Origin of the sequence: Bacteroides sp. 44_46 (assembly GCF_001915465.1) — a bacterium.
Classification (GTDB): domain Bacteria; phylum Bacteroidota; class Bacteroidia; order Bacteroidales; family Bacteroidaceae; genus Bacteroides; species Bacteroides clarus.
The window spans coordinates 20,130-45,103 of record NZ_MNQO01000001.1; the positions used below are offsets into that span (position 1 = coordinate 20,130).

Annotated in this window: 20 protein-coding genes and 2 tRNA genes; 14 read left to right on the forward strand and 8 right to left on the reverse strand. The window is 45.3% G+C overall.

The window, feature by feature from the left end; all coding sequences use genetic code 11:
* The first annotated feature begins 3 nt into the window (after positions 1-3).
* The 11 genes from BHV73_RS00055 (at position 4) to BHV73_RS00105 (ending at position 14,566) form a co-directional block, all read left to right on the forward strand.
* Positions 4-1,977 carry a rhamnogalacturonan lyase gene (locus BHV73_RS00055; RefSeq protein ID WP_241148729.1) on the forward strand — a complete coding sequence of 658 codons (1,974 nt, stop codon included), beginning with the start codon at positions 4-6 and terminating at the stop codon, positions 1,975-1,977.
* 202 nt (positions 1,978-2,179) lie between these two features.
* A complete protein-coding gene (locus BHV73_RS00060; RefSeq protein WP_087413635.1) occupies positions 2,180-6,499 on the forward strand; it encodes a hybrid sensor histidine kinase/response regulator transcription factor in 4,320 nt (1,439 codons plus the stop codon).
* A gap of 134 nt (positions 6,500-6,633) precedes the next feature.
* Entirely contained in the window at positions 6,634-7,107 is a 474-nt protein-coding gene (locus tag BHV73_RS00065) for an arginine repressor (RefSeq protein WP_009121886.1), read from the forward strand.
* A gap of 34 nt (positions 7,108-7,141) precedes the next feature.
* Positions 7,142-7,699, forward strand: a complete 558-nt coding sequence (locus BHV73_RS00070; protein ID WP_009121885.1) for a GNAT family N-acetyltransferase — start codon at positions 7,142-7,144, stop codon at positions 7,697-7,699.
* Between the two features lie 92 nt (positions 7,700-7,791).
* On the forward strand, positions 7,792-9,006 hold the full coding sequence (locus BHV73_RS00075) for an argininosuccinate synthase (protein ID WP_022219208.1): 1,215 nt from the start codon (positions 7,792-7,794) through the stop codon (positions 9,004-9,006).
* A 1-nt stretch (position 9,007) separates the two neighbouring features.
* A complete protein-coding gene (locus BHV73_RS00080; RefSeq protein WP_009121883.1) occupies positions 9,008-9,205 on the forward strand; it encodes a PspC domain-containing protein in 198 nt (65 codons plus the stop codon).
* A complete protein-coding gene (gene argC, locus BHV73_RS00085) occupies positions 9,202-10,170 on the forward strand; it encodes an N-acetyl-gamma-glutamyl-phosphate reductase (protein WP_087413634.1) in 969 nt (322 codons plus the stop codon). The genes BHV73_RS00080 and argC overlap by 4 nt, the downstream gene beginning before the upstream one ends.
* A 33-nt stretch (positions 10,171-10,203) precedes the next feature.
* Positions 10,204-11,325, forward strand: a complete 1,122-nt coding sequence (locus BHV73_RS00090) for an aspartate aminotransferase family protein (RefSeq protein WP_087413633.1) — start codon at positions 10,204-10,206, stop codon at positions 11,323-11,325.
* A 123-nt stretch (positions 11,326-11,448) separates the two neighbouring features.
* A complete protein-coding gene (proC, locus tag BHV73_RS00095) occupies positions 11,449-12,222 on the forward strand; it encodes a pyrroline-5-carboxylate reductase (RefSeq protein ID WP_009121879.1) in 774 nt (257 codons plus the stop codon).
* A 28-nt stretch (positions 12,223-12,250) separates the two neighbouring features.
* Positions 12,251-12,805: a helix-turn-helix domain-containing protein gene (locus BHV73_RS00100; RefSeq protein ID WP_022218464.1), complete on the forward strand. Its 555-nt coding sequence runs from the start codon at positions 12,251-12,253 to the stop codon at positions 12,803-12,805.
* A gap of 105 nt (positions 12,806-12,910) precedes the next feature.
* Entirely contained in the window at positions 12,911-14,566 is a 1,656-nt protein-coding gene (locus tag BHV73_RS00105; RefSeq protein WP_087413632.1) for an AMP-binding protein, read from the forward strand.
* Between the two features lie 109 nt (positions 14,567-14,675).
* Here BHV73_RS00105 and BHV73_RS00110 read toward each other — a convergent pair whose 3' ends face one another.
* A complete protein-coding gene (locus tag BHV73_RS00110) occupies positions 14,676-16,304 on the reverse strand; it encodes a beta-N-acetylhexosaminidase (RefSeq protein WP_239420191.1) in 1,629 nt (542 codons plus the stop codon).
* A 145-nt stretch (positions 16,305-16,449) separates the two neighbouring features.
* Here BHV73_RS00110 and BHV73_RS00115 point away from each other — a divergent pair, with 145 nt between their 5' ends.
* A complete protein-coding gene (locus tag BHV73_RS00115) occupies positions 16,450-17,667 on the forward strand; it encodes an acyloxyacyl hydrolase (protein WP_087413630.1) in 1,218 nt (405 codons plus the stop codon).
* A 423-nt stretch (positions 17,668-18,090) separates the two neighbouring features.
* Here the strand turns inward: BHV73_RS00115 and BHV73_RS00120 are convergent.
* The 7 genes from BHV73_RS00120 to prmC all read right to left on the reverse strand — a co-directional run bounded on the left by BHV73_RS00120 (position 18,091) and on the right by prmC (position 22,327).
* Positions 18,091-18,174, reverse strand: a tRNA-Leu gene (locus BHV73_RS00120).
* Between the two features lie 15 nt (positions 18,175-18,189).
* Positions 18,190-18,262 (reverse strand) — tRNA-Gly (locus tag BHV73_RS00125).
* A gap of 175 nt (positions 18,263-18,437) precedes the next feature.
* On the reverse strand, positions 18,438-19,778 hold the full coding sequence (gene argH, locus BHV73_RS00130) for an argininosuccinate lyase (RefSeq protein ID WP_009121874.1): 1,341 nt from the start codon (positions 19,776-19,778) through the stop codon (positions 18,438-18,440).
* Between the two features lie 12 nt (positions 19,779-19,790).
* Entirely contained in the window at positions 19,791-20,201 is a 411-nt protein-coding gene (locus BHV73_RS00135) for an SRPBCC family protein (protein ID WP_087413254.1), read from the reverse strand.
* Positions 20,202-20,295: 94 nt separating this feature from the next.
* A complete protein-coding gene (gene pyrE / locus BHV73_RS00140) occupies positions 20,296-20,934 on the reverse strand; it encodes an orotate phosphoribosyltransferase (RefSeq protein WP_009121872.1) in 639 nt (212 codons plus the stop codon).
* 80 nt (positions 20,935-21,014) lie between these two features.
* Positions 21,015-21,494 carry a regulatory protein RecX gene (locus BHV73_RS00145; protein WP_009121871.1) on the reverse strand — a complete coding sequence of 160 codons (480 nt, stop codon included), beginning with the start codon at positions 21,492-21,494 and terminating at the stop codon, positions 21,015-21,017.
* Positions 21,491-22,327 carry a peptide chain release factor N(5)-glutamine methyltransferase gene (gene prmC, locus BHV73_RS00150; RefSeq protein WP_195621767.1) on the reverse strand — a complete coding sequence of 279 codons (837 nt, stop codon included), beginning with the start codon at positions 22,325-22,327 and terminating at the stop codon, positions 21,491-21,493. Before prmC ends, BHV73_RS00145 begins: the two co-directional genes overlap by 4 nt.
* A gap of 55 nt (positions 22,328-22,382) precedes the next feature.
* On the opposite strand from prmC, the gene ribD reads away from it, so the two are divergent.
* Together ribD and BHV73_RS00160 are read left to right on the forward strand one after the other, a co-directional pair.
* Complete coding sequence (gene ribD / locus BHV73_RS00155; protein ID WP_195621766.1) at positions 22,383-23,426, forward strand: bifunctional diaminohydroxyphosphoribosylaminopyrimidine deaminase/5-amino-6-(5-phosphoribosylamino)uracil reductase RibD; 1,044 nt, start codon at positions 22,383-22,385, stop codon at positions 23,424-23,426.
* Positions 23,427-23,562: 136 nt separating this feature from the next.
* On the forward strand, positions 23,563-24,906 hold the full coding sequence (locus BHV73_RS00160) for a DUF6242 domain-containing protein (protein ID WP_195621765.1): 1,344 nt from the start codon (positions 23,563-23,565) through the stop codon (positions 24,904-24,906).
* The last annotated feature ends 68 nt before the right edge of the window (positions 24,907-24,974 follow it).

Here is a 24,974-nt window from a genome sequence, read left to right on the forward strand (position 1 = left end):
TAGATGATGAAAACAATCTATAGAAAAAGCTTCCTATGCAGCCTATTGCTTTTCACCGCTGTATCATGCTCCGAAGCAGCCCCTTATCTCCTCTCCCCTGTAGCCGGAGAGGAGAAAGATACTTCCGAGAAAACGGAAACCGCCGTCATCAGCGACAGACGTGCCATGACCGCAAGTTATAACACCAAATTCCAAAGTGACAAAGTAAAAGCGATAGAGCGTAAAGGCGTATTAGTAAGCTGGCGTTTTTTGGATACGGATCCGGATGACATAGCTTTCGACATCTATCGCAGTACGGACGGAGGAAACTTTGAGAAACTGAATAACAACCCTATCGCCAACAGTAGCAATTATAAAGATTTGACTGCCGACGTTACTGTCAATAATGAATATAAAGTCTGTAAGACCGGGAGTACAGAAACATTATGTTCCTATACTTTCACACCGGCTATGGCGCAAAACTTTTATCGCACTATCAAGCTGAATACTAATGTACCCGATCCCTCACTTGTATATCAAGCCAATGATGCCGCCGTGGGAGATTTGGATGGAGACGGAGAATATGAAATCGTATTAAAACGCTCGGTAGTCAACCATGACAATACGGCAAAAACGGTCGATCCCGGAAGTTGTTTGTTGGAAGCCTATAAATTGAACGGGGCTTTTCTTTGGCGGATAGACCTCGGAATCAATATCCGTCAAGGACCGCACTATACTCCTTTCATCGTTTACGACTTAAATGGTGACGGACGGGCGGAGGTGGCTGTACGTACCTCGGAAGGAACAACCTTCGGCGATGGAACCACAATCGGCGACACCAACGGTGACAAGCGTATTGATTACCGAAATAAAACAAATGGCCGCGTATTGGAAGGCCCGGAATTCCTGTCCGTTATAGACGGTAGTACCGGAACCGAACTTGCACGTACCGATTACATTCCCCGCGGTGAAGAAGACACCTGGATGTCCTATTGGGGAGATAACTGGGGAAACCGCATAGACCGTTTCCTCATGGCAGTGGGGCACTTCGGTTCAATGGATGGGCAGGCGAGTATCGTAATAAGTCGAGGATACTATCAAAACTGGCAGATGGCCGCCTACGATTTATCCGGCAATGAACTGAAAAAACGCTGGCATTTCAATACTTATCCCGACAATCAGCAATACAAAGGAGAAGGCAACCATAATTTAGCAGTAGGAGATGTAGATAATGACGGCAAAGACGAAATTATTTTCGGCTCTTGCTGTATAGACCACAACGGAACCGGTTTGTATGCAACCGGCCTTGGACACGGTGACGCTCTTCATTTAGGTAAGTTTGACCCTACACGTGAAGGATTACAGGTTGTAGCCTGCAAGGAAGAGTGCAAACGAAACGGAAATGTCGGTTTGGAATTCCGCGATGCCGGTACCGGCCAACTCATTTGGAGCCTGCAAGGTTCCGGTGGAGATGTAGGGCGCTGCATGGTAGCCGACATTGATCCGGATTCTCCCGGATGTGAGGTATGGGCATCTTATCCGAAAAATCAGATATTCTCCTGTAAGGGAGAGTTGCTCAACCGTTCACAACCTTCGGGCAAAGGTGGCGGCCAAAGCTATAATATGGGAATCTGGTGGAGCGGCTCATTAAATCGACAAGTCTTAGATGGAGTACTGATAAACGGCCGCGCCGGTGAACTGGAGACACGTCTCTTCACCGGAAGTAACTTTGGCGTGAAATCAATCAACAGTTCCAAAGCCAATCCCTGTTTTTATGGTGACATTTGGGGAGACTGGCGGGAAGAAATCATTTATGCAAGCAGTGACAACACCGAATTACGCATTTTTACCACAGACTTTGAAACAGAGCACCGTTTTCGTCCGTTGATGAATGATCACATCTATAAAATGAGCGCAACTTTGCAAAACATCGGCTATAACCAGCCTACTCATACCGGATTTTATTTAGGTTCGGACTTACAGAAGAAAACGAAATAGGACAATTATATTATAAATTGGTTAGAAGTTTCTCAACAGGCAGTAATTTCAAAGGATAAAAGAATCAGGATAACAAATGTCTGAGAAAAAGAGAGAATCACTTTCGGTTCTCTCTTTTCTTTTCAAATACCTTACAAAGGCCTTTTATTATTCAATCAATCTCAGTATATTTGTTCAATATTGGAAAATCCCATATTCTATCATGAGACACAAACTCTTTTTATTCTTAATTCTATTATTAGCTTATACAACCCATGTATACGGTGGAATAAAGTTATACTCCGAACACATGAAAACCAGTGACGGGCTCCCCAGTAACACAATCCGCTACTTACATCAGGATTGCAAAGGTTTTTTATGGATAGGTACTTTAAACGGGTTAAGTCGGTATGACGGAAATTCATTCATCACTTTCCAGCCTCAAGACGAAATTAAACCGGCATTGAGCGATAACCGTATCTATAATATCACCGAAGATAAACACGGCTTTTTATGGATTGGCACCGCATCACGTATATATAGCTGTTACGACCTGCAAAAAGCCTGCTTTGTACATTACACGGAAAAAGATAAACGAGGAGAGAACTATTCCAAACTCTACCTCGCTTCTAATGGAGATATATGGCTGTGGCATCCCACCAATGGATGTTTGAGAGTTACGCATCACTCCGACAGAAGTTTGGTTTCTACCGTATACAAAACGGAAGAAGGCAATATGCCTGACAATCAAATCAATTTTATAGAAGAAGATGCTTCCGGGAGAACATGGATCGGTACCAAGCGCGGCCTGGCCGTTACCATAAACGGAGAAACAAAAATTATAGATAGAGCGCTTAATTGGGCTTCCGTTTTCTCGCATAAGAATATGGTCTACCTTCTTACACAAGACGGTACTATTTACAAGTATAAAGAGCTTGATAACAAACCTATTAAAATCGCATCATTACCCGATAAACAGGAAAAGAAAACGTCCTTCGACAATTTCTTTTTATTGGGTAAACAGATTATCCTGACCTCAACCGGAATTTACAATTATGATTTTGAAACACAACAAGTCACGATTGACCAAGAACTGCATTTGAAAAATGGTAAAATAATCCGTGACAATCATGCAAACTATTGGATATATAATCATACCGGAATTGTATGGTATGTACAATCAGAAAGCGGTAATATTAAAGAATTCCAACTCATTCCGAAAGAGCAAATAAATCATATCGACTTTGAACGTTATCATATTGTACACGATTCAAGAGGCATTATTTGGATTTCGACATATGGAAACGGACTTTTCACATACAACACAAACGATGGTACACTGCAACATTTTACAGCAGATACGGCGAGTACCGGCTGCATCGATACGGATTTTTTATTATACGTGACAGAAGACCGTAACGGTGTAATCTGGGTTGGTTCCGAATTTCTGGGTATAACCCGTATAACTGTACAGAATGAAAGCCCCGAACGTATCTACCCTGAAAACCAGCAATTGTTAGACCGCTCCAACAGTATCCGCATGATCGCTCAGATGCCTGATGGAAATATAGGAATAGGGACACGCAAGGGAGGGGTCTATATGTATAATCCCTCATTGGAGAAAATGGTGCAGAAAACAGACTTCAGTTCCAATATATATGCCATCGCATCGGACTCCAAAGAGCAAATATGGTTAGGAACACGAGGAGATGGAATTAAAATAGATTCCCAATGGTATCGCCACAGTGACTCCGAACCTTATAGTCTGTCCAATAATAATGTATTTACTTTTCATAAGGACAGAGACAATCGTATGTGGATAGGGACATTCGGCGGCGGCTTAGACCTTGCCTTACCGGATTCTAACAATCGATATAAATTTAAGCATTTCTTTCAATACATACACGGAGTAAGTGAAATCCGAACATTGCTTGAAGATGAAAACGGTATGTTCTGGATGGGTACCAGCAATGGTATTTGCCTGTTTCATCCGGATTCCCTGATTAGCAATCCTAACAACTACCATTTATTCAGCCACACCAACGGCAGATTCTGCAGTAACAGCATCATCTATCTTTTTCAAGATAGTAAAAAACGGATTTGGGCAGGTACATCAGGGATGGGAATAGTATTATGCTCTCCCGAAAACAACTATACCAACCTGAGATATGATTGTTTCGATACCCAAGACGGGCTTGTAAACAATACCGTTCAATCAATACTTGAGGACGACAAAGGAGATCTATGGATTGCAACAGAATACGGATTATCTCAATTCAATGTTGAAAGCCATTCCTTTAACAATTACCTGTTCGCCTCGCAGACATTAGGTAATGCGTATAGTGAAAACTGCGCATATAAAAAAGAAGACGGAAAACTAATATTCGGCACCAACTATGGACTTGTCATTATTGATCCGCTAAAAATGCAAGGTAGCATTCCGTCCGTACCGGTAACCTTCACAGACCTGTATATAAATGGAATACAGGTACTTCCCAATGGGAAAGACTCCCCACTCATACAATCATTATCTTACTCCGAAGAAATCCGGCTCAAACACTTCCAAAACTCGTTCCAAATCTATTTCTCAACATTTGACTATTCAAGCAACGGACATCACCAATATATGTACCGGCTTGAAAACTATGACAAGGAATGGAGTACTCCCTCTTCCCTTAATTTTGCCTCTTACAAATACCTCAAACCGGGCAATTACACACTCCACGTAAAAGTACGGAATGAAACCGGTACTTGGGATGAACGGGAAACAACATTAAGAATAATTATTCGCCCGCCCTTTTGGAAAACGGATTGGGCTTTCTCCTGTTATGCATTACTCGCATTGACTTTGCTTTATCTCAGTTACAGAGTCATTCGCAATATCAATACTCTGCGCAACCGTATCAATGTAGAAAAACAACTGACAGAGTATAAATTAGTATTTTTCACCAATATATCCCACGAATTCCGTACCCCCCTCACTTTAATACAGGGAGCGATGGAAAAAATGCAACACATCAGCCATTTACCCCAGGAAGCGGTGCGTCCGTTGCAAACGATGAACAAGAGTACCAACCGAATGTTGAGACTAATCAATCAGCTACTGGAATTCAGAAAAATGCAAAACAATAAGTTAGGGCTTTCATTGGAAGAAACCGATGTGATGGCTTTTCTCTATGAAATCTTTCTCAGTTTTGGGGATGTAGCAGAACAAAAAAAGATTGACTTTCAGTTCAAGCCTTCAATCCCCTCTTACAAAATGTTCATAGATAAAGGCAATATAGATAAGGTAACCTATAATTTATTGTCCAATGCATTTAAGTACACACCCTCGGGCGGTCGTATTATATTGTCCGCCACAATAGATAATACACAAAAACACCTGCAAATCCAAGTATCGGATACGGGGGTGGGTATACCAAAAGAAAAGCGAGGAGAACTCTTCAAGCGTTTCATGCAAAGCAACTTCTCACGCAACAGCATAGGAGTAGGACTTCATTTGTCTCAGGAATTAGTTCTTGTGCACAAAGGAAGAATTGAATATTCAGAAAATGAAGGCGGGGGCTCGATTTTTACAATATATCTGCCCGCTGATAAAGCTGTTTATGAAGAAAAAGATTTTTTGATAGCAGGAAATGCCCTTTTAAAAGAGGAAGAAAACAGTCTTGTTTTTCATCCTCTCGACATATCTTCGTCCGAACAGGACGATATTCAGCAGAATGCTCCAATCACAGAGGATAAACGTAAAATTCTAGTTATAGAAGACGATAATGATATCCGCGGTTTCCTGCAGGAAGAGCTTTCTCCTTTTTTTGAAGTAGAAACAGAAGCCGACGGTAAATCCGGATTTAAGAAAGCATGCACATATGATGCCGACTTGATAGTCTGTGATGTACTCATGCCGGGTATGACCGGATTTGAATTAACCAAAAAACTAAAGTCGGATTTCACTACCAGCCATATACCTATTATATTGCTGACAGCCTTAAGTTCATCCGAAAAGCATTTGGAAGGAATTGAAGCCGGAGCAGATGCTTATATAGCGAAACCTTTCAGCATAAAATTATTGTTGGCACGTATCTTCAAATTGATAGAACAGCGGGATAAACTACGTAGAAAATACTCCAATGAACCCGGTATCATACATCCGGAAACTTGTACAACAGACCGCGACAAAGAATTTGTCGACCGCCTGAATCTCGTACTCGAACAGAATCTCTCCCGTCCGGAACTCAGCATTGACGAGTTTGCCGCGCTGATGCGATTAGGGCGTACTGTTTTTTATAAGAAACTACGTGGGCTGACCGGTTGTTCTCCCAACGAATATTTACGGATGGTACGCATGAAAAAAGCCGCCGAATTATTACTTTCACCGGATAATCCCACTGTGGCGGAAGTAGCTTATCAAGTGGGCATCAGTGATCCTTTTTACTTCAGTAAATGTTTTAAAGCGCAATTCGGAGTAGCCCCCTCGCACTACCAAAAAGGTACGACCAAAGACTCTTCAGTAGTGGAAGAAGCCCCTTCTGATGAGAAGACTTGATAAATGGAAAGCGATATTTTATGCATTTTCGCATACTTATTTGTATAAAAAGCATAAAAAAGCCATCCTTTCTGTATATTCTTTCCAAAATATTCCCTACTTTTGCGCCGTTCTAAGAATAATTATACAGAAAGATGAAAAAGAAAGCTAATCGGTTAGATGCCATCAAGATGATAATCTCAAGCAAAGACATCAGTTCTCAGGAAGAATTGTTGCAGGCTTTGGGGAAAGAGGGCTTTGAACTGACGCAAGCCACCTTGTCGCGCGACTTAAAGCAACTGAAAGTAGCCAAAGCGGCCAATATGAACGGGAAATATGTATATGTACTGCCTAACAACATCATGTACAAACGCAGCAACGACCAAAGCGCCAGCGAAATGCTGATGACCAGCGGATTCGTTTCACTTCATTTCTCCAAGAATATTGCCGTCATCCGTACCCGTCCGGGCTATGCCAGCAGCATGGCCTACGACATCGACAACCGCGAATGTCCCGCCGTACTGGGCACTATCGCCGGGGACGATACGATAATGATGGTTCTGCACGAGGCTGCATCCCATGAAGAGGTGCGTGTTTTTCTGTCACAAATCATTCCTAACATGAAGTAAGTCAGTATAACTATAATATAACGAAATAAAAGAAATGGATTCGAAACAAATTGATGTGATGGTAGCTGATGCCTCACATGAAGTTTACGTGGATAAGATTTTGGATACCATCCGAGAAGCTGCCAAGGTACGCGGAACGGGCATCGCAGAACGCACGCATGAATACGTAGCGACTAAAATGAAAGAAGGAAAAGCTATTATAGCTTTGTGTGGAGAGGAATTCGCCGGTTTCACTTACATCGAGAGTTGGGGAAACAAGCAATATGTAGCTACATCAGGACTTATCGTACATCCCGACTACCGCGGCCTGGGACTTGCAAAACGTATTAAGACGGCTTCTTTCCGCCTGGCACGCCTGCGATGGCCCAAGGCCAAGATTTTCAGTCTGACCAGTGGGGCTGCTGTCATGAAGATGAATACCGAACTGGGCTACGTACCGGTTACTTTCAATGAGCTGACAGACGACGAGTCTTTCTGGAAAGGTTGCGAGGGCTGCATCAACCATGACATATTAGTAGCCAAAAACCGGAAGTTCTGCATCTGTACGGCAATGCTTTACGACCCGAATTTACACGAAGAAGATAAAATATAAATAAATGAGGAATTATGAATGAAGAATTACTATGCAGCATAAAGCGCAGCCAAATTCTTCATTCTTAATTCTTCACTCTTAATTTAAAAGTTATGGAAGCAAAGAAGAAAAAAGTAGTGGTCGCATTCAGCGGTGGTCTGGATACTTCATTCACAGTTATGTATCTGGCTAAAGAGAAAGGATACGAAGTATATGCGGCTTGCGCCAACACCGGTGGTTTCAGCCCCGAGCAGTTGAAAACCAACGAAGAAAACGCCTACAAGTTGGGTGCCGTAAAATATATCACTTTGGACGTAACGCAGGAATATTACGAAAAGAGCTTGAAATACATGGTATTCGGCAATGTGTTGCGTAACGGCACTTATCCCATATCCGTAAGTTCCGAACGTATCTTCCAGGCATTGGCCATTGCACGCTATGCCAACGAAATAGGCGCAGATGCCATTGCGCATGGGTCTACCGGTGCGGGCAACGACCAGATACGCTTCGACATGACTTTCCTTGTAATGGCTCCGGGCGTGGAAATCATCACCTTGACACGCGACATGGCATTGAGCCGCCAGGAAGAGATAGACTATCTGAACAAACACGGCTTTGCAGCCGACTTCGCCAAACTGAAATATTCCTATAACGTAGGTTTGTGGGGTACTTCCATTTGCGGCGGTGAGATTCTGGATTCCGCACAGGGACTTCCCGAAAGCGCTTACCTGAAACATTGTACAAAAGAAGGCAGCGAGCAGTTGCGCCTGACCTTTGAAAAGGGTGAACTTAAAGCGGTCAATGATGAAAAGTTTGACGACCCCATCAAAGCCATCCAGAAGGTAGAGGAAATCGGCGCGGCTTACGGCATCGGCCGTGACATGCACGTGGGCGATACGATTATCGGTATCAAAGGCCGTGTAGGTTTTGAAGCCGCCGCTCCCATGCTGATTATCGGCGCGCACAAGTTCCTTGAGAAATACACATTGAGCAAATGGCAGCAATACTGGAAAGACCAGGTAGCCAACTGGTACGGCATGTTCCTGCACGAAAGCCAATATCTGGAGCCGGTAATGCGCGATATTGAAGCCATGCTGGAGTCTTCTCAGCGCAATGTAAACGGTACCGCCATTCTCGAACTCCGCCCGCTCAGCTTCTTCACCGTAGGCGTGGAGAGTGAAGACGACCTTGTAAAGAACAAATTCGGCGAATACGGCGAAATGCAGAAAGGCTGGACTGCGGAAGACGCCAAAGGCTTCATCAAAGTAACCTCCACCGCACTGCGCGCCTATTACTCAAACCACAAAGACGAAAAAGAAAACATCTGATATGGAAAAGAAACTGACACGTTCCGTCAACGACAAAATGCTTGGCGGTGTATGTAGCGGCCTCGCCAAATACTTCGGTCTGGACCCTACACTGGTACGCTTGGGATATGCCTTTCTCTCGATATTCACTGCCGGGTTTCCCGGAATCGTGCTCTACATCTTGGCCTGTATCATCATACCTAAAGACACTGCAATATGATTAAAGTAGGAATCATCGGCGGAGCCGGATACACAGCAGGCGAACTGATACGCCTGTTGCTGAATCATCCCGAAGCGGAAATCGTATTCATCAACAGCTCGAGTAATGCCGGCAACAAAATTACCGACGTACACGAAGGACTGTACGGAGAAACAGATTTAGTATTCACCGACGAACTTCCGTTGGACGAGATTGATGTGCTTTTCTTCTGCACGGCACATGGCGACACTAAGAAATTCATGGAAAGCCATAACGTACCGGAAGACTTGAAAATAATCGACCTCTCCATGGACTATCGCATCAAGAGCGATGACCATGACTTTATTTACGGACTGCCCGAGTTGAACCGCCGGGCTACCTGTACGGCAAAGCATGTTGCCAACCCCGGATGCTTCGCAACCTGCATCCAGCTGGGATTGCTTCCGCTTGCCAAGCACCTGATGCTGAACGATGACATTATCGTGAATGCCATCACCGGCAGTACCGGTGCAGGCGTCAAGCCGGGAGCGACAAGCCACTTCAGCTGGCGCAACAACAACATGAGTGTGTACAAAGCTTTCGAGCACCAGCACGTGCCCGAAATCAGGCAATCGCTCAAACAGCTCCAGAACAGCTTTGATTCGGACATCGATTTCATCCCCTACCGCGGCGATTTTCCCCGCGGCATTTTTACCACTATCGTGATAAAGACCAAAGTGGCGCTGGAAGAGATTGTCCGTATGTACGAAGAGTATTACGCCAAAGACTCCTTTACGCATATCGTCGACAAGAACATAGATTTGAAGCAGGTTGTCAACACCAACAAATGCCTTATACACTTGGAAAAGCATGGTGACAAGCTTCTTATCATTTCCTGTATAGACAACTTGCTGAAAGGAGCCAGCGGCCAAGCCGTACACAACATGAATCTGATGTTCAATTTGGAAGAAACGGTCGGCCTCAAACTGAAGCCCAGCGCTTTCTAAAGCATTTTTAATTTGTAATCAGTTACTAAAAGAATGAAACTATTCGATGTATATCCCCTTTTCGACATTAATATTGTCAAAGGAAAAGGCTGCCATGTATGGGACGACAAAGGTACGGAATACCTCGACCTCTACGGCGGTCATGCGGTAATCTCTATCGGGCATGCACATCCGCACTACGTAGAGATGATCAGCAAACAAGTAGCCACACTCGGATTCTATTCCAACTCCGTTATCAACAAACTGCAGCAGCAACTGGCAGAACGGTTGGGTAAGGTCTGCGGATACGACGATTACTCCCTGTTCCTTATCAACAGCGGAGCCGAAGCCAACGAGAACGCGTTGAAACTCGCTTCGTTCTATAACGGACGGACACGCGTGGTATCTTTCTCAAAGGCTTTCCACGGACGGACTTCATTGGCAGTAGAGATGACCGACAATCCTAAAATCATCGCCCCTATCAATAACTGCGGACACGTAACCTATCTCCCGCTGAATGACATAGAGGCAATGAAAGCCGAACTGTCAAAAGGCGATGTATGCGCCGTAATCATCGAAGGCATTCAGGGAGTGGGCGGCATACAGCTACCGACCGATGAGTTTATGCAAGCCCTGCGTGAAACCTGTACCAAATACAATACCATACTGGTTCTGGATGAAATCCAGAGCGGTTACGGACGTAGCGGCAAGTTCTTTGCCCACCAGTACAACGGCATTAAAGCCGACATCATCACCGTAGCCAAAGGTATAGGCAACGGCTTCCCGATGGCAGGCGTACTTATCAGTCCGGTGTTCACTCCTGTCTACGGACAGCTTGGAACGACTTTTGGCGGCAACCATCTGGCTTGCAGCGCAGCGCTTGCCGTATTGGATGTCATCGAGCAGGAAGAACTCGTAGCCAACGCTGCCAAAACAGGCGCATACCTGCTGGAAGAACTGAAGAAATTCCCGCAAATCAAAGAAGTGCGCGGACGCGGATTGATGATCGGTCTTGAATTTGAAGAACCTATCAAAGAACTGCGTCTGAAATTACTGAAAGAACAACATGTGTTTACGGGTGTCAGCGGTACGAACGTACTCCGCCTGTTACCGCCTCTATGCCTCGGCATGGACGAAGCGAACCTCTTCCTGGAACGTTTTAAGAAAGTACTTTGATATTTGAAGAATAATCAGCCGACAAAAGAGACGACCGAAAGAAGAATACCTTCCTGTTTCGGTCGTTTTTTATAGAAAATCCATACCTTTGCCGGAAGACAACATTTTAAATAACAAGATGATATGAAAACAGCAATTATCGGTGCAGGAAATATGGGCGGGTCTATCGCCCGCGGTTTGGCCAAAGGAACCATCATCCCGGCCAATGACATCATTGTTTCTAATCCTACGCAAAGTAAATTGGATGTACTGAAGGCAGAATTCCCGGCGTTGCAAACCACACGCGACAACCAGGAAGCCGTGACCGGAGCCGAGCTTATCATACTCGCCGTTAAACCGTGGCTGATGAAGTCCGTAGTGAGCGAACTCAAACTGAAAAGCAAACAGATACTTATCTCCGTGGCGGCCGGCATACCTTTCGAGGAGTTGGCGCACTATGTGGCAGATAAGGAAATGACTATGTTCCGCCTCATCCCCAACACCGCTATCAGCGAGATGGAGAGCATGACGCTTATCTCCAGCCGGAATGCAAGCAAAGAACAGGAACAACTGCTGCTCGACATCTTCAACCAGATGGGACTTGCCATGCTGATTCCCGAGGAAAAAATAGCGGCCGCCACCGCCATGACTTCCTGCGGTATTGCTTACGTACTGAAATATATCCAGGCCGCCATGCAAGCCGGAATAGAGATGGGCATTTACCCCAAGGACGGAATGCGCATGATAGCCCAATCGGTAAAAGGCGCCGCCGAACTGATACTGAACAACGATACGCATCCCAGTGTGGAGATTGACAAAGTATGCACTCCCGGCGGAATTACAATCAAGGGTATCAACGAGCTGGAGCACCGGGGATTCTCCTCCGCCATTATCAATGCCATAAAAGCAAGTAAATAACAGAACTAATCCACTTAATACGAACCACATGGACGAACAGATTAAACAAATCGCCGAACGCCTGCGCGGATTGCGCGACGTATTGGAGCTGACTACCGAAGACATCGCCCGCGATTGCGATATCTCGGCAGAAGAATACCGTCTTGCAGAAACGGGAGAGTTTGACATCTCCGTAAGCATGCTGCAAAAGATAGCCCGCCGTTACGGCATTGCGCTGGACGCATTGATGTTCGGCGAAGAACCGAAAATGAGCAGCTACTTCCTTACCCGTGCAGGAAAAGGAACCAGCATCGAGCGTACAAAAGCCTATAAATACCAATCACTGGCCGCCGGCTTCATGAACCGCAACGCCGATCCGTTCATCGTTACCGTAGAGCCCAAACCGGAAAACGAGCCGATACATTACAACAGCCACTCGGGACAGGAATTCAACCTCGTTCTGGAAGGCCGCATGATGCTGAGTATCGACGGCAAAGATTTAATTTTAAACGAAGGAGACAGTTTGTATTTCAACTCCAAACTGCCTCACGGCATGAAAGCGCTGGACGGAAAGAAAGTACGGTTCCTTGCTGTAATCATGTAACAACATAAATGAAGAATGAAGAACGAAGAATGAAGAACGGGGTGTATGCTTATGCCGTACATCAGGTTCTTAATACCCAATTCCCCATTCTTAATCCCTAAAGTTATGGTAGAAAGATTTTTATCGCAAACGTCCTTCACTTCTCAAGAGGACTTTATCAAGAATTTAAAGATTAACGTACCGGAGAATTTCAACTTCGGTTATGATGTAGTGGATGCCTGGGCTGCCGAACAACCCGACAAGCCCGCATTGCTCTGGACCAACGACAAGGGCGAACAAATCCAGTTCTCATTTGCCGACATGAAGCGCTATACGGACATGACGGCTTCCTATTTCCGGAGTCTCGGCATCGGGCACGGAGATATGGTAATGCTGATTCTGAAACGCCGTTATGAGTTCTGGTTCAGCATCATCGCACTGCACAAACTGGGTGCCGTCGTTATTCCCGCCACACATTTACTTACCAAGAAAGATATTGTATACCGATGCAATGCTGCAGACATCAAGATGATTGTCTGTGCAGGCGAAAGCGTCATTACCGACCATATCACCGCCGCCATGCCGGACTCTCCGAGTGTGAAGAAGCTGGTGAGTGTAGGTCCGGAGATAGCCGAAGGCTTTGAGGATTTCCACAAAGGCATAGCCGATGCCGCCCCGTTCGTAAGACCGGAACACGCCAACAGCAACGATGACATTTCCTTGATGTACTTCACCAGCGGAACCACCGGCGAGCCGAAAATGGTAGCCCACGACTTCACATATCCTTTGGGACATATCATTACCGGAAGTTTCTGGCATAATCTGCATGAAAACAGCCTGCATCTCACCATTGCCGATACAGGTTGGGGAAAAGCCGTATGGGGCAAACTGTACGGGCAGTGGATAGCCGGCGCCAACATCTTTGTATACGACCACGAGAAATTCACTCCCGCCGATATTCTGACAAAGATACAGGACTATCACGTCACCTCGCTTTGCGCGCCGCCTACCATCTTCCGGTTCCTGATTCACGAAGACCTGACGAAGTACGACCTCTCGTCATTGCAATATTGCACCATTGCCGGCGAAGCGCTGAATCCCGCCGTATTCGATACATTCAAGAAACTGACAGGCATCAAACTGATGGAAGGCTTCGGACAGACCGAAACCACCCTTACCGTAGCCACCATGCCATGGATGCAACCCAAGCCGGGCAGCATGGGACTGCCGAACCCGCAATACGATGTAGACCTGATAGACTATGACGGCCGTTCGGTAGAAGCCGGTGAACAAGGACAGATTGTAATCCGCACCGACAAAGGCAAACCGCTCGGTCTGTTCAAAGAATATTATCGAGACGCCAACCGCACCCATGAAGCATGGCACGATAACATCTACTACACCGGCGACGTTGCCTGGAAAGACGAGGACGGTTATCTCTGGTTCGTGGGACGCGCCGACGACGTTATCAAGAGCAGCGGTTACCGTATCGGCCCGTTCGAAGTGGAAAGCGCCCTGATGACGCATCCCGCGGTTATAGAATGCGCCATTACCGGAGTTCCCGATGAAATTCGGGGACAAGTGGTGAAAGCTACCATTGTACTGTCCAAAGAATATAAGGACCGTGCAGGGGAAGAACTGATTAAGGAGTTGCAGAACCACGTAAAGAAAGTGACCGCACCTTACAAATATCCGCGCGTCATAGAGTTTGTAGACGAACTTCCCAAAACCATCAGCGGTAAAATACGCCGTGTGGAAATCCGGAAGAACGATGAGAAATAACCGCTTCGAACAAAGAAGAGGTATACAAGGTTTATAAAAGAAAGGAATGTGCCGAAATGATGATTAACATATCATTTTGGCACATTCCCTTTATTTTTAGGGATGAGACTTACCGTTTCCGCACTATATCCTGCAAACGGAAAAAGGCATCCGAATAACGCGCTCCCCACAATTCATATCTTTCACACTGCGTTTCCACCTTACGTGAAAAGTTATCCCAGCTTTTCTTCTCTACCGGCGACCAGACATTCTCGGCCAACGCCGCCATACGGGGAAAGAGAGAGAACTCCACTTTCCATGTAGTGGGAATATACTCCGTCCATAGGCACCCTTGCGCGCCCCAAATAAGTTCAGTCTGTCGGTCAGTCAAAGAATCGGGAACAATTTGAAACTCATACACCTTCTCCAATGATAAAGGTCCTCTCGGCCCTATCTCGGATTGTGTACGGCTTTCTTTCATGTTGAAATACGACCATGCCGAACAGGCAAATATGGCACGGTGCCCGGTTTTCAATGCTTTCACGCCATAGTTCGGACGGCGCCAATTCATGATAATGCAATCCTCGGATATACCGCCTTCCAATATCTCATCCCAGCCGACAAGCGTTTTCCCTTTAGCGTTGACAACATCCTGTACATAATGGATAAAATAGCTTTGCAAGGCTTTCTCGTCAGCCAGACCATGGTCGCGCATGAACCGTTGCGTTTGCTCGGATTCCTGCCACCAGCGTTTGGCGCATTCATCACCCCCCACATGGATGTATTGCCCGGGAAATAAGTCGCACAGTTCCGAGAATACATCTTTCAGAAAGTCGAAAACTTCCGGCTTGGGAGCAAGCACATTATTGAATTTATTGAAGATTCCCCAGGTAAGCGCACATTTCTTCGGCTCATCCGGTGTAGTGCTGAATTGAGGATAAGTGGCAAGCACAGCCATGCAATGCCCGGGAATGTCAATCTCCGGTATAACGGTGATGTATCGCTCGGCGGCATATCGCACCACCTCGCGGACGTCTTCGTGAGTGTAGTAACCGCCATAAGGAAGCGGCTGATACTTTCCCGGATACAGTCCTTCTATTTCCCCTTCGCGCACAGAACCTTTCGCCGTCAGCTCAGGCCGGCACTTCATCTCTACACGCCAGGCCTGGTCGTCCGTAAGATGCCAATGAAAATAATTCAGTTTGTGCAAAGCAAGATAGTCTATATACTTCTTGATAAACTCTACCGGAAAGAAATGGCGTACCACATCCAGATGCATCCCCCGATAAGCGAAACGGGGATAATCCACGACCTTGGCCGCTGCAAGAATCGGCAATACACCGGCTCGTACGGGCAACATCTGAATCAAAGTCTGTACCCCGTAAAATACGCCTGCCGCATCATTTCCTTCAATACGGATACCCGTACCGGGAATAACTTCCAGCCGATAGCCACCGGAAACCTCACCGTTGTTCCGATTGACCAGAACGATACCGTTTACCGCCTTATCAGCCGTACGCTTTTTCCCCTTCTTTGGCACATCAACCCGCAGAGGGATACCTAAATAACGATTTGTATAATCGGCAAGAAAATCAGCCGACGCAACCAGGGAAGAATCGGACACGCGGACAAGCATGCCTCTTTCAATTTGAACCGTCCCCTCGCCGGCAACGGTTATCTCCGCCGGTTCGGGAATAATGCTGAACTGTTTCTCCTGAGCCTGTCCGGCAAGTGCGGAGATTGCAAAGATTGCAGTCATAAATTTCCTGAATAACATAGATGATGAATTATTAACTTTGCAAATATAAGCTTTTTATGTAGATAAAACGATAAAAGGACTATATTTGCACGTGAATCGGGCTTTGCAAAAAGAATCCAATCACTAACGAAGAACGCCACGACACATGGGTAGTAGAATGCGGGCAGGAAGAGAGATGCTTCTCTTAATGATTATCCTGTTCCTGTCCGGCCATATATGCGCGCAAGATAGCTATATCCACCGCCTCGGCATTGAAGGCCGACCGGGATATATATTCCCCACCAGCTCTTTCCTGCGGGGCGAAAATGATATGCGCAAAAGACTGGGTTCCGCCTGCTCCGCCCATCTGAAATACTCATTCCAACTGCAACCGGGTACGGCCGCCGACCGAGTATACGGAAGTTCTTATCAGGGAATGGGAGTAGGCTATTTCGATTTCGGCAACCGCAGGGAGATGGGAACGCCTGTCGCCCTCTACGCTTTTCAAGGCGCGCGTATTGCCAGGTTCACTCCCCGCTTATCACTTAATTACGAATGGGGATTCGGCGCATCTTTCGGCTGGAAACCATACGATTACCTCGCCAACGCCAATAATACCGTTATAGGAACCAAAGTCAATGCATATCTCAATGCCGGAATTCATCTGAACTGGATACTGTCTCCGCGGTTCGACCTCAATATCGGCGCAGCGGCGGTACATTTCTCTAACGGTAATACCCAATATCCCAATACCGGTTTGAATACGGTAGATTTTAAAATCGGAGTGGTATATAATTTCAATCGGGATATAGACAAAGCGTTACAACCGTCACAACAAATTCCGGTTCCGTCATTCCCCAGGCATGTCAGTTATGACCTGACACTGTTCGGTTCGTGGCGGAGGAAAGCTATCGATGTACCGGGTGGACAGGTCCCGGCTCCCGACAAATATGCCGTAGCAGGATTCTGCTTTGCCCCTATGTATAATTTCGGGTATAAGTTCCGCGCAGGAGTATCTTTGGATGGTGTGTATGATGCAAGCGCCAATATTTACGCCAAAGATTACATTACCCCGCTCGACGGCGGCAATGAGGAAGACGCGTTCGGTATTCCCCCGCTTCGCAAACAACTTTCATTGGGTGTATCCGCACGTGGAGAATGGGTGATGCCTTATTTCACTGTCGGCATAGGTTTCGGCGCCAATATCCTGCATGGCGGTGGCGACCTTCAATCATTCTACCAAATATTGGCTCTCAAAATTGACATGACCCGCGACACCTTTCTGCACATAGGATATAACCTGAAAGATTTCCATGAGCCCAACTACCTGATGCTCGGTATAGGTTATCGGTTTAATAATAAACGTCCCCGTCTGTATCATTAATCCGGACGAATACGCAACATCTCATTTTGACTATAGTGAAAAAGTTTTTTGATATATGGCAAAATGAATTATCACAGTAGAGAAAAACGATTAGAGTATGTATTCAGCAGAAATGCTGTTTATGCAAGATACCCTTTCACCTTTCATATCTTTCTATTTATGCGGGTTAGCGGGTGAAGGGGTACCAAATGTATTGATTTGATTTCATAAGAGTGTCGCTTCCTCCGTCCTGCAAGGCGAAATAATTCATCTCGCGGGATAGATTTATTCATCCCACGAAACAAAATTATCCGTCTCATAAGATGAATCCATCCATCCCGTGAGATGATTTTAAAGGATTTACGGGTTGTGCCTGTAATATACCTGCGGGAAAAGAAAAAGCTCCGCAAATCATTGATTTACAGAGCTTTTATAAAACATTTGTACTCGAAGCGGGACTTGAACCCGCACAGCCGCAATGGCCAAAGGATTTTAAGTCCTTCGTGTCTACCATTCCACCATTCGAGCATCCTTAAAAAGGAGAGCGGAAAACGAGACTCGAACTCGCGACCCTAACCTTGGCAAGGTTATGCTCTACCAACTGAGCTATTTCCGCAGGTTTCCGGAGAACGGATGCAAAGATAAATAGTTTCCCCGTTACAGCCAAACTTTTCACCGGAAAAAAGTTAACTAAGTAGCGTGTACGATGTTAACCGAGCTGTCATTGATTAGTTAACATCCTGAGCAGAGGAAGTTAACATCGTACGCCACAATAAGTTAATTCTCTACGATTACCGACCGAGCAATACTTTCTCGGCCTGTTCCATTGTCTCAAAATTAAAGCCATCTACAACTTTCCGCATCAAACCGGAGATTTCGTCATTGCACAGATTACCTATACTGCCTTCATGCGTATGATGTACCTCTTTGCCATGAGAGAACTTACCGGCTTCAATGTCCAAACCGACTTTCTTATAAGCATCCCGGAACGGCATACCTTCACGAGCCAGACGATTCACCTCTTCCACACTAAAAATAAGCAGGTACTTATCGTCGTCAAGGATATGTTCGTTCACTTTGATTTCGTTCATTATATAAGTCGTCATCTGCAAACAATCCTTCAACTCCTGAAAAGCAGGCAGAAATACTTCCTTAATAATCTGCAAGTCGCGGAAATATCCGGAAGGCAGGTTATTGGCTATCATCATTATCTGCTGGGGCAACGACTGAAGCTTATTGCATTTGGCACGTGTCAGTTCAAAAACATCCGGATTCTTCTTATGCGGCATAATGCTTGAACCGGTAGTGCACTCATCCGGCAACTTCACAAATCCGAAGTTCTGGCTATTGAACATACAGGCATCAAACGCCAGCTTGGAAATCGTACCCGCAATACTTGCCAAAGCAAAAGCTACATTACGCTCCATTTTTCCACGCCCCATTTGGGCATACACCACATTATAATTCAGCGAATCGAAGCCCAACAGCCGGGTAGTCATTGTACGATTCAAAGGGAAGGACGAACCATATCCGGCGGCAGAACCCAGCGGATTACGATTACACATCTTAAAGGCAGCCTGCAAGAACAGCATATCATCCACCAGACTCTCCGCATAAGCGCCAAACCACAATCCGAAAGACGACGGCATCGCTATCTGCAAATGAGTATAGCCCGGCATCAGCACATTTTTATAACGTTCGCTCTGCATGATAAGCACATGGAAAAGTTGCTCCACAGCTTCGGCGATTTCCTTTATCTCCGTACGGGTAAAGAGTTTCAAGTCCAGCAGCACCTGGTCGTTGCGAGAGCGACCGCTATGGATTTTCTTTCCCACATCACCCAACTTACGAGTCAGCATCAACTCCACCTGAGAGTGAACATCTTCCACCCCCTCTTCTATCACAAACTCCCCATTCTCTGCAGCCGCATAGATATTCTTTAATTCCGCGAGCAGCAGGGACAATTCATCTTTCGTCAGCAAGCCGATACTTTCCAGCATCGTGATATGTGCCATAGAACCCAACACATCATGCTTTGCCAGGTAAAGATCCATCTCACGGTCACGTCCCACCGTAAAACGCTCTATATCCTTATTTACCTGAACGGATTTTTCCCAAAGTTTCTGAGCCATAAGATTCAGTAATTAGTAATTAATCAGTGACAAGGTCTCCGCCATTTTCTCCAGTCCTTCCTGCAAAGGTTTCTGCACCATAGTTTTCATAAACGGATTTAATTCCATACCGATGGTGAGTTTCATTTTACATTCCGTTTCTGTAACGGGCACTATCTGTATCCACAGATTGAACGGCAGAGGCGAGGTTGTTGTTGCAAACTTGATACACTTACAAGGTTCTTTCTCCACAATCTGCAATACGATTTTCCCAACCGGAGGTACTTCTATCGACAGCGTTTCCGCATCAAAACTCAAATTCTTCACCTTGTCCTGCGGTAGGCGGTCTTTTACCTTATCCAAATTGCTAAGGTCTGAAAGCTTCTCATAAACAGCATTTTGCGAAGTAGGTATTACCTTCACCGCACTCTCAAATTTTGTCATAATCCAATGGTCTTTAAAAGACAAAAAGAACTATCCGGACAGTATCTATCCGAATGGCTCTTTCGTCATAATCTATCATTATATAAAATAAGTCTTATTTTCCGGCTTCCCAATGCGCAGGGTCTTTACGCCATTCGTTCAGCGTAGCCACATCTTCTTCTTCAATGTAGCCTGTACGAAGAGCGACTTCCATAACAGCTTCATAATTGGTCAGTGTCACCAAAGGAACTTTAGCATCCTTGAATGCTTTTTCCGCGATGGGGAATCCGTAAGTGTAAGCGGCAACCATACCGATTACTTCGCATCCGTCACGACGGATAGCTTCAACGGCTTTTAAGCTGCTTCCACCGGTAGAAATCAAATCTTCCACCACTACCACTTTCATGCCCGGACGAAGTTCGCCTTCTATCAAGTTCTCCAAACCGTGGTCTTTCGGAGTAGAGCGTACATATACAAATGGCAGGTTCAATGCATCAGCCACCAATGCTCCCTGAGGAATAGCTCCCGTAGCAACACCGGCAATAGCATCAACCTGACCGAAACGTTCCAGAATCAGACGCGTAATTTCCAACTTCACGAAATTACGGAGAGAAGGATATGAAAGAGTCTTACGGTTATCACAGTAAAACGGAGATTTCCATCCTGATGCCCAAGTGAATGGATTAGCGGGTTGTAGTTTAATCGCTTTAATCTTCAGCAACTTCTCTGCAAACAATCTTTCTAAAGTTTTCATAGCTAAATTAACTATTATGATAAATATGCCGCAAAAATACAGAAAGCTAACGAGAATAAAAAAAAGAATACGGATAATTTTTACTCCAAATCATCATTTTCATCAGAAAGCGTAATGCAATGACGAATATCCTTCATTTCGAATCCCCGGCTCAGAGCGAAACGTACCAACTTATTATTCAGCTCGAACTCATTTTCCGCGTGAACGCTCTTGCGCTTGGCCGCCAGTAAATCATTCAGAACGGCAAGATATTCATCTTCGTCAATCTCATTCAGGTACTGAAAGAAAACTCTTTGGGGAATTTTCTTTAATTGGAGCGCCTGCCCTATCTTTATTTTTCCCCATTTGGCAAAACGGTACTTATCATGGATAAAGGCGCGGCAAAAGCGTTCCTCATCAATGTATTTTTCCTGTTCCAAACGGTTGATGATACGGTCTATGGCATCATAAGAAATACCCCAACGCTGCAATTTCTCCGTTACTTCCGCACGGCAATGCTCTGCAGTAGAACAATAAGCGGCCAGGCGGCTTAAAGCATCTGTTTCTGTAATTTCTATCATCGTTCTGCGATTACAATTCGGTCATTTCCGGAAATATCTTTTAGAACCCGTAGATTGGTATATCCCTGCTCACAAAGCATCGTCGCCGTAGCTTCTCCATAAGCCCGGTTTATTTCAAAATACAACCGGCCGCCGGGCGCAAGCATCGTCTTGCCCAATTCCGCTATCCGCCGGTAAAAAAGCAATGGATCGTTATCCGGAACAAACAATGCCGAAAAAGGTTCCCAGTCCAGCACATTGCGCTCCATCGTTTGCTTCTCCGACTCTGTGACATATGGCGGATTACTGACAATGACATCATAACATTCGCTGTCTCCCGGTGTATAGGTCAGTACGTTTTGTCGAAGAAAGCGTACATTTCCTCCGAGCATATCGTTATTTCGTCGGGCAATATTCAAAGCTTCATCCGAAATATCCCAGGCTGTTACTTTCGCATCCGGAAAGGCTTTGGAAAGAGAGACCGCGATACATCCGCTCCCCGTTCCTATATCAAGAACACGGGCATCGGACGCAATCTCCTTTAACATCGTTTCCACCAATTCCTCCGTTTCCGGACGGGGAATCAGCACGCCGGGAGCCACGTGATAGGAACGTTCCAAAAAGCGGGCGGTTCCCTGTATATACTGTATCGGTTCAAAATTATGCAAACGAGCGAGAATGCCATCCAAATCCTGCATCGCTTTTGGGGATAAAATTATATCTTTGCCCAGATAATAATCAACCGCCGTCTGTCCCAGTATTTCGCAACAGACAATGCGGGATAGATTGGCAGCTTCTTGTGCAGAGTAACTCTCCTGCAAAGTACGGCGAATATGAGCAACGGAAATATTCATAACGTTCGGCATTTCGAGCTGCAAAAATAGTGGAAGTTTAAGAGTAATACAAAGTATGGAAGAAGAAAAATATATGCGCCGCTGCATTCAACTGGCTCAAAACGGATTATGCAATGCCGCCCCCAACCCGATGGTGGGCGCAGTAGTCGTATGCGACGGAAAAATTATCGGTGAAGGATATCATGTACGTTGCGGTGAAGCGCATGCCGAGGTCAATGCAATCCGCTCTGTCAAAGAGCCTTCACTGCTGAAGCGCTCCACAATCTACGTCAGCCTGGAGCCTTGCTCCCATTATGGAAAAACGCCGCCTTGCGCCGACCTCATCATAGAGAAGCAAATTCCTCGCATCGTGATAGGCTGCCAAGACCCGTTTGCCAAAGTAGCAGGGCGAGGAATCCAAAAGCTGAAAGATGCGGGGCGGGAAGTCACCGTCGGGGTGCTGGAACAGGAATGTAGAAATTTAATCCGCCGCTTTATTACATTTCATACCTTGCATCGTCCATATATTACGCTGAAATGGGCGGAATCCGCCGATAGATACATCGACAACTTCCGGGAAGGCGGAAAACCGGTTATCTTATCCAATCCATTGACTTCCATGCTGGTACACAAGAAGCGGGCGGAACATAGCGCCATTATGGTAGGCACACGTACAGCCGAACTGGACAACCCCGGTCTGACGGTACGCAATTGGCAGGGACGGTCGCCCGTACGAATCGTTATAGACAGAAAGCAAAAGCTCTCCCCCGAGCTACATTTATTTGATGGCAATGTCCGTACGCTCGTATTCACGGAGAAACCGCATTCTCCACAATCCAACATTGAATACCTTCCCATTGACTTCCGGCAGAATATATTGCCACAAATCATGGAGTATTTGTATGCGCAAGGACTGCAATCGCTATTAGTTGAAGGCGGGAACGTCCTGTTACAGTCTTTCATCGATGCGGGATTGTGGGATGAAGCGTTTGTTGAAGAGAGCCCTTCAATGCTGTTTTCCGGTGTTAAAGCACCTGAAATAGGCGATAAAATACCTTATGCCAACGAACAATATTTCGGTAGAAGTTTTCGACATTACACCGCTGCAAGATTAAGCTAACAGCCTTATTCAAGGGCATTTTTATCGAGAAAAACAGCCATATTATCTATAATTTTATATAAAACTTGCCGATAAAGCTGTTTATAGAAAAAAATGTTCCTATTTTTGCAACTTGTAAATAAACACTATCTTTCAAATGAGAATAAAGTTTTTAGCAATAATCGCGAGTTTTCTTTTTGTATCAATCGCAATAAGCTCGTGCCTTGACTCTGACGATACAGTAGAACTAAGCTCCGATGCAACGGTACATGCTTTTGGCATCGACACCGTATACGGCAAATATTATAAATTCACGATAGATCAACTAAGCAGAGAAATCTATAATCAGGATTCATTGCCAATTGGAGCGGATACGATTATTGACCGCATATTAATCGATACATTCACCGTAAGCGGCTGGATTACTTCGAGAGATGAAATGAACATCAACGGCGACACGATATTCAACAAAGCCGATTCGGTAGACCTTAGAAAAGCGGTAAACAATGAAACCGGAATGAAGTTTAAAGTACATGCTCCGGACGGCGTTACTGTAAACGAGTATACTCTCAAAATCAGAATGCATAAGCAAGACCCGGACTCTTTGGTATGGAACCTTATGAGTTCTCCTCTACTTGTGCCCGCTCCTGCAAGTGGTCAAAAGGCAGTATTATTCAATAACGAATTATGGGTATTCACTCAAGATGCAGCATACAAAACGGCTATACAACCTGATGAAAACAATAAATATCCAAGCGATTGCAATTGGACGACAGAAGCATATACAAACTTCCCCAATAATGCCCAATTAAGTTCTCTTGTAACCCTCAGTGGAGATAACGGGCAAAAGCTATATATTGTTGCTGATAATACAGTACACTCTTCTTCAGACGGAAAATTATGGAAGAAAGAAGCTGAATTTGGGGATAAAGTCCAAGCATTGATAGCAAGTTTTCCTAATATCCTTACCGTTATTACCGATAATGGCGTTTATACCACTAAGGACGATGGAGTTACTAAAGAGACTGGTGAATTCAGCGGTACAAACTTTCCTACTGAAAACATATATTCCACCAACTTCGAGTCTAACTACCAGCCTCAGGTTATGATAGTAGGCAAGTCCGGCAATGACCAATCAGAGCAAACAGTTCCTTGGGTTTCCTCTAATGGTAGCTATTGGGTTCCACTTAATAATACAGCCTACAATGTATATTGCCCTAAACTCGCCAACCCTGTTGTGATGTACTACGGTGAAAACTATTACATCTTCGGCAGTAAAGAAGAAAACAAGCTTGATGCCATTTACACTTCCGTTGACGGCATATCCTGGCGTAAAACCCAAAGAAAATTCTTGTTAGACAAAGATATGACAGAAATAACCGCCCCCTATTCCATTGTAGTAAATGCTCCCTATATCTGGGTAATCTTCGGCGGTGACGGAAGCACAAATGCAGTTTGGCGCGGCCATCTCAACAAGCTGATGTCGGCCGAAGTGCAGTAATCTTATTGTTTCTGTTTCCCTTATATATAAGGTATAAAACGAGAATAATAACCAAGACAAGAGATGTA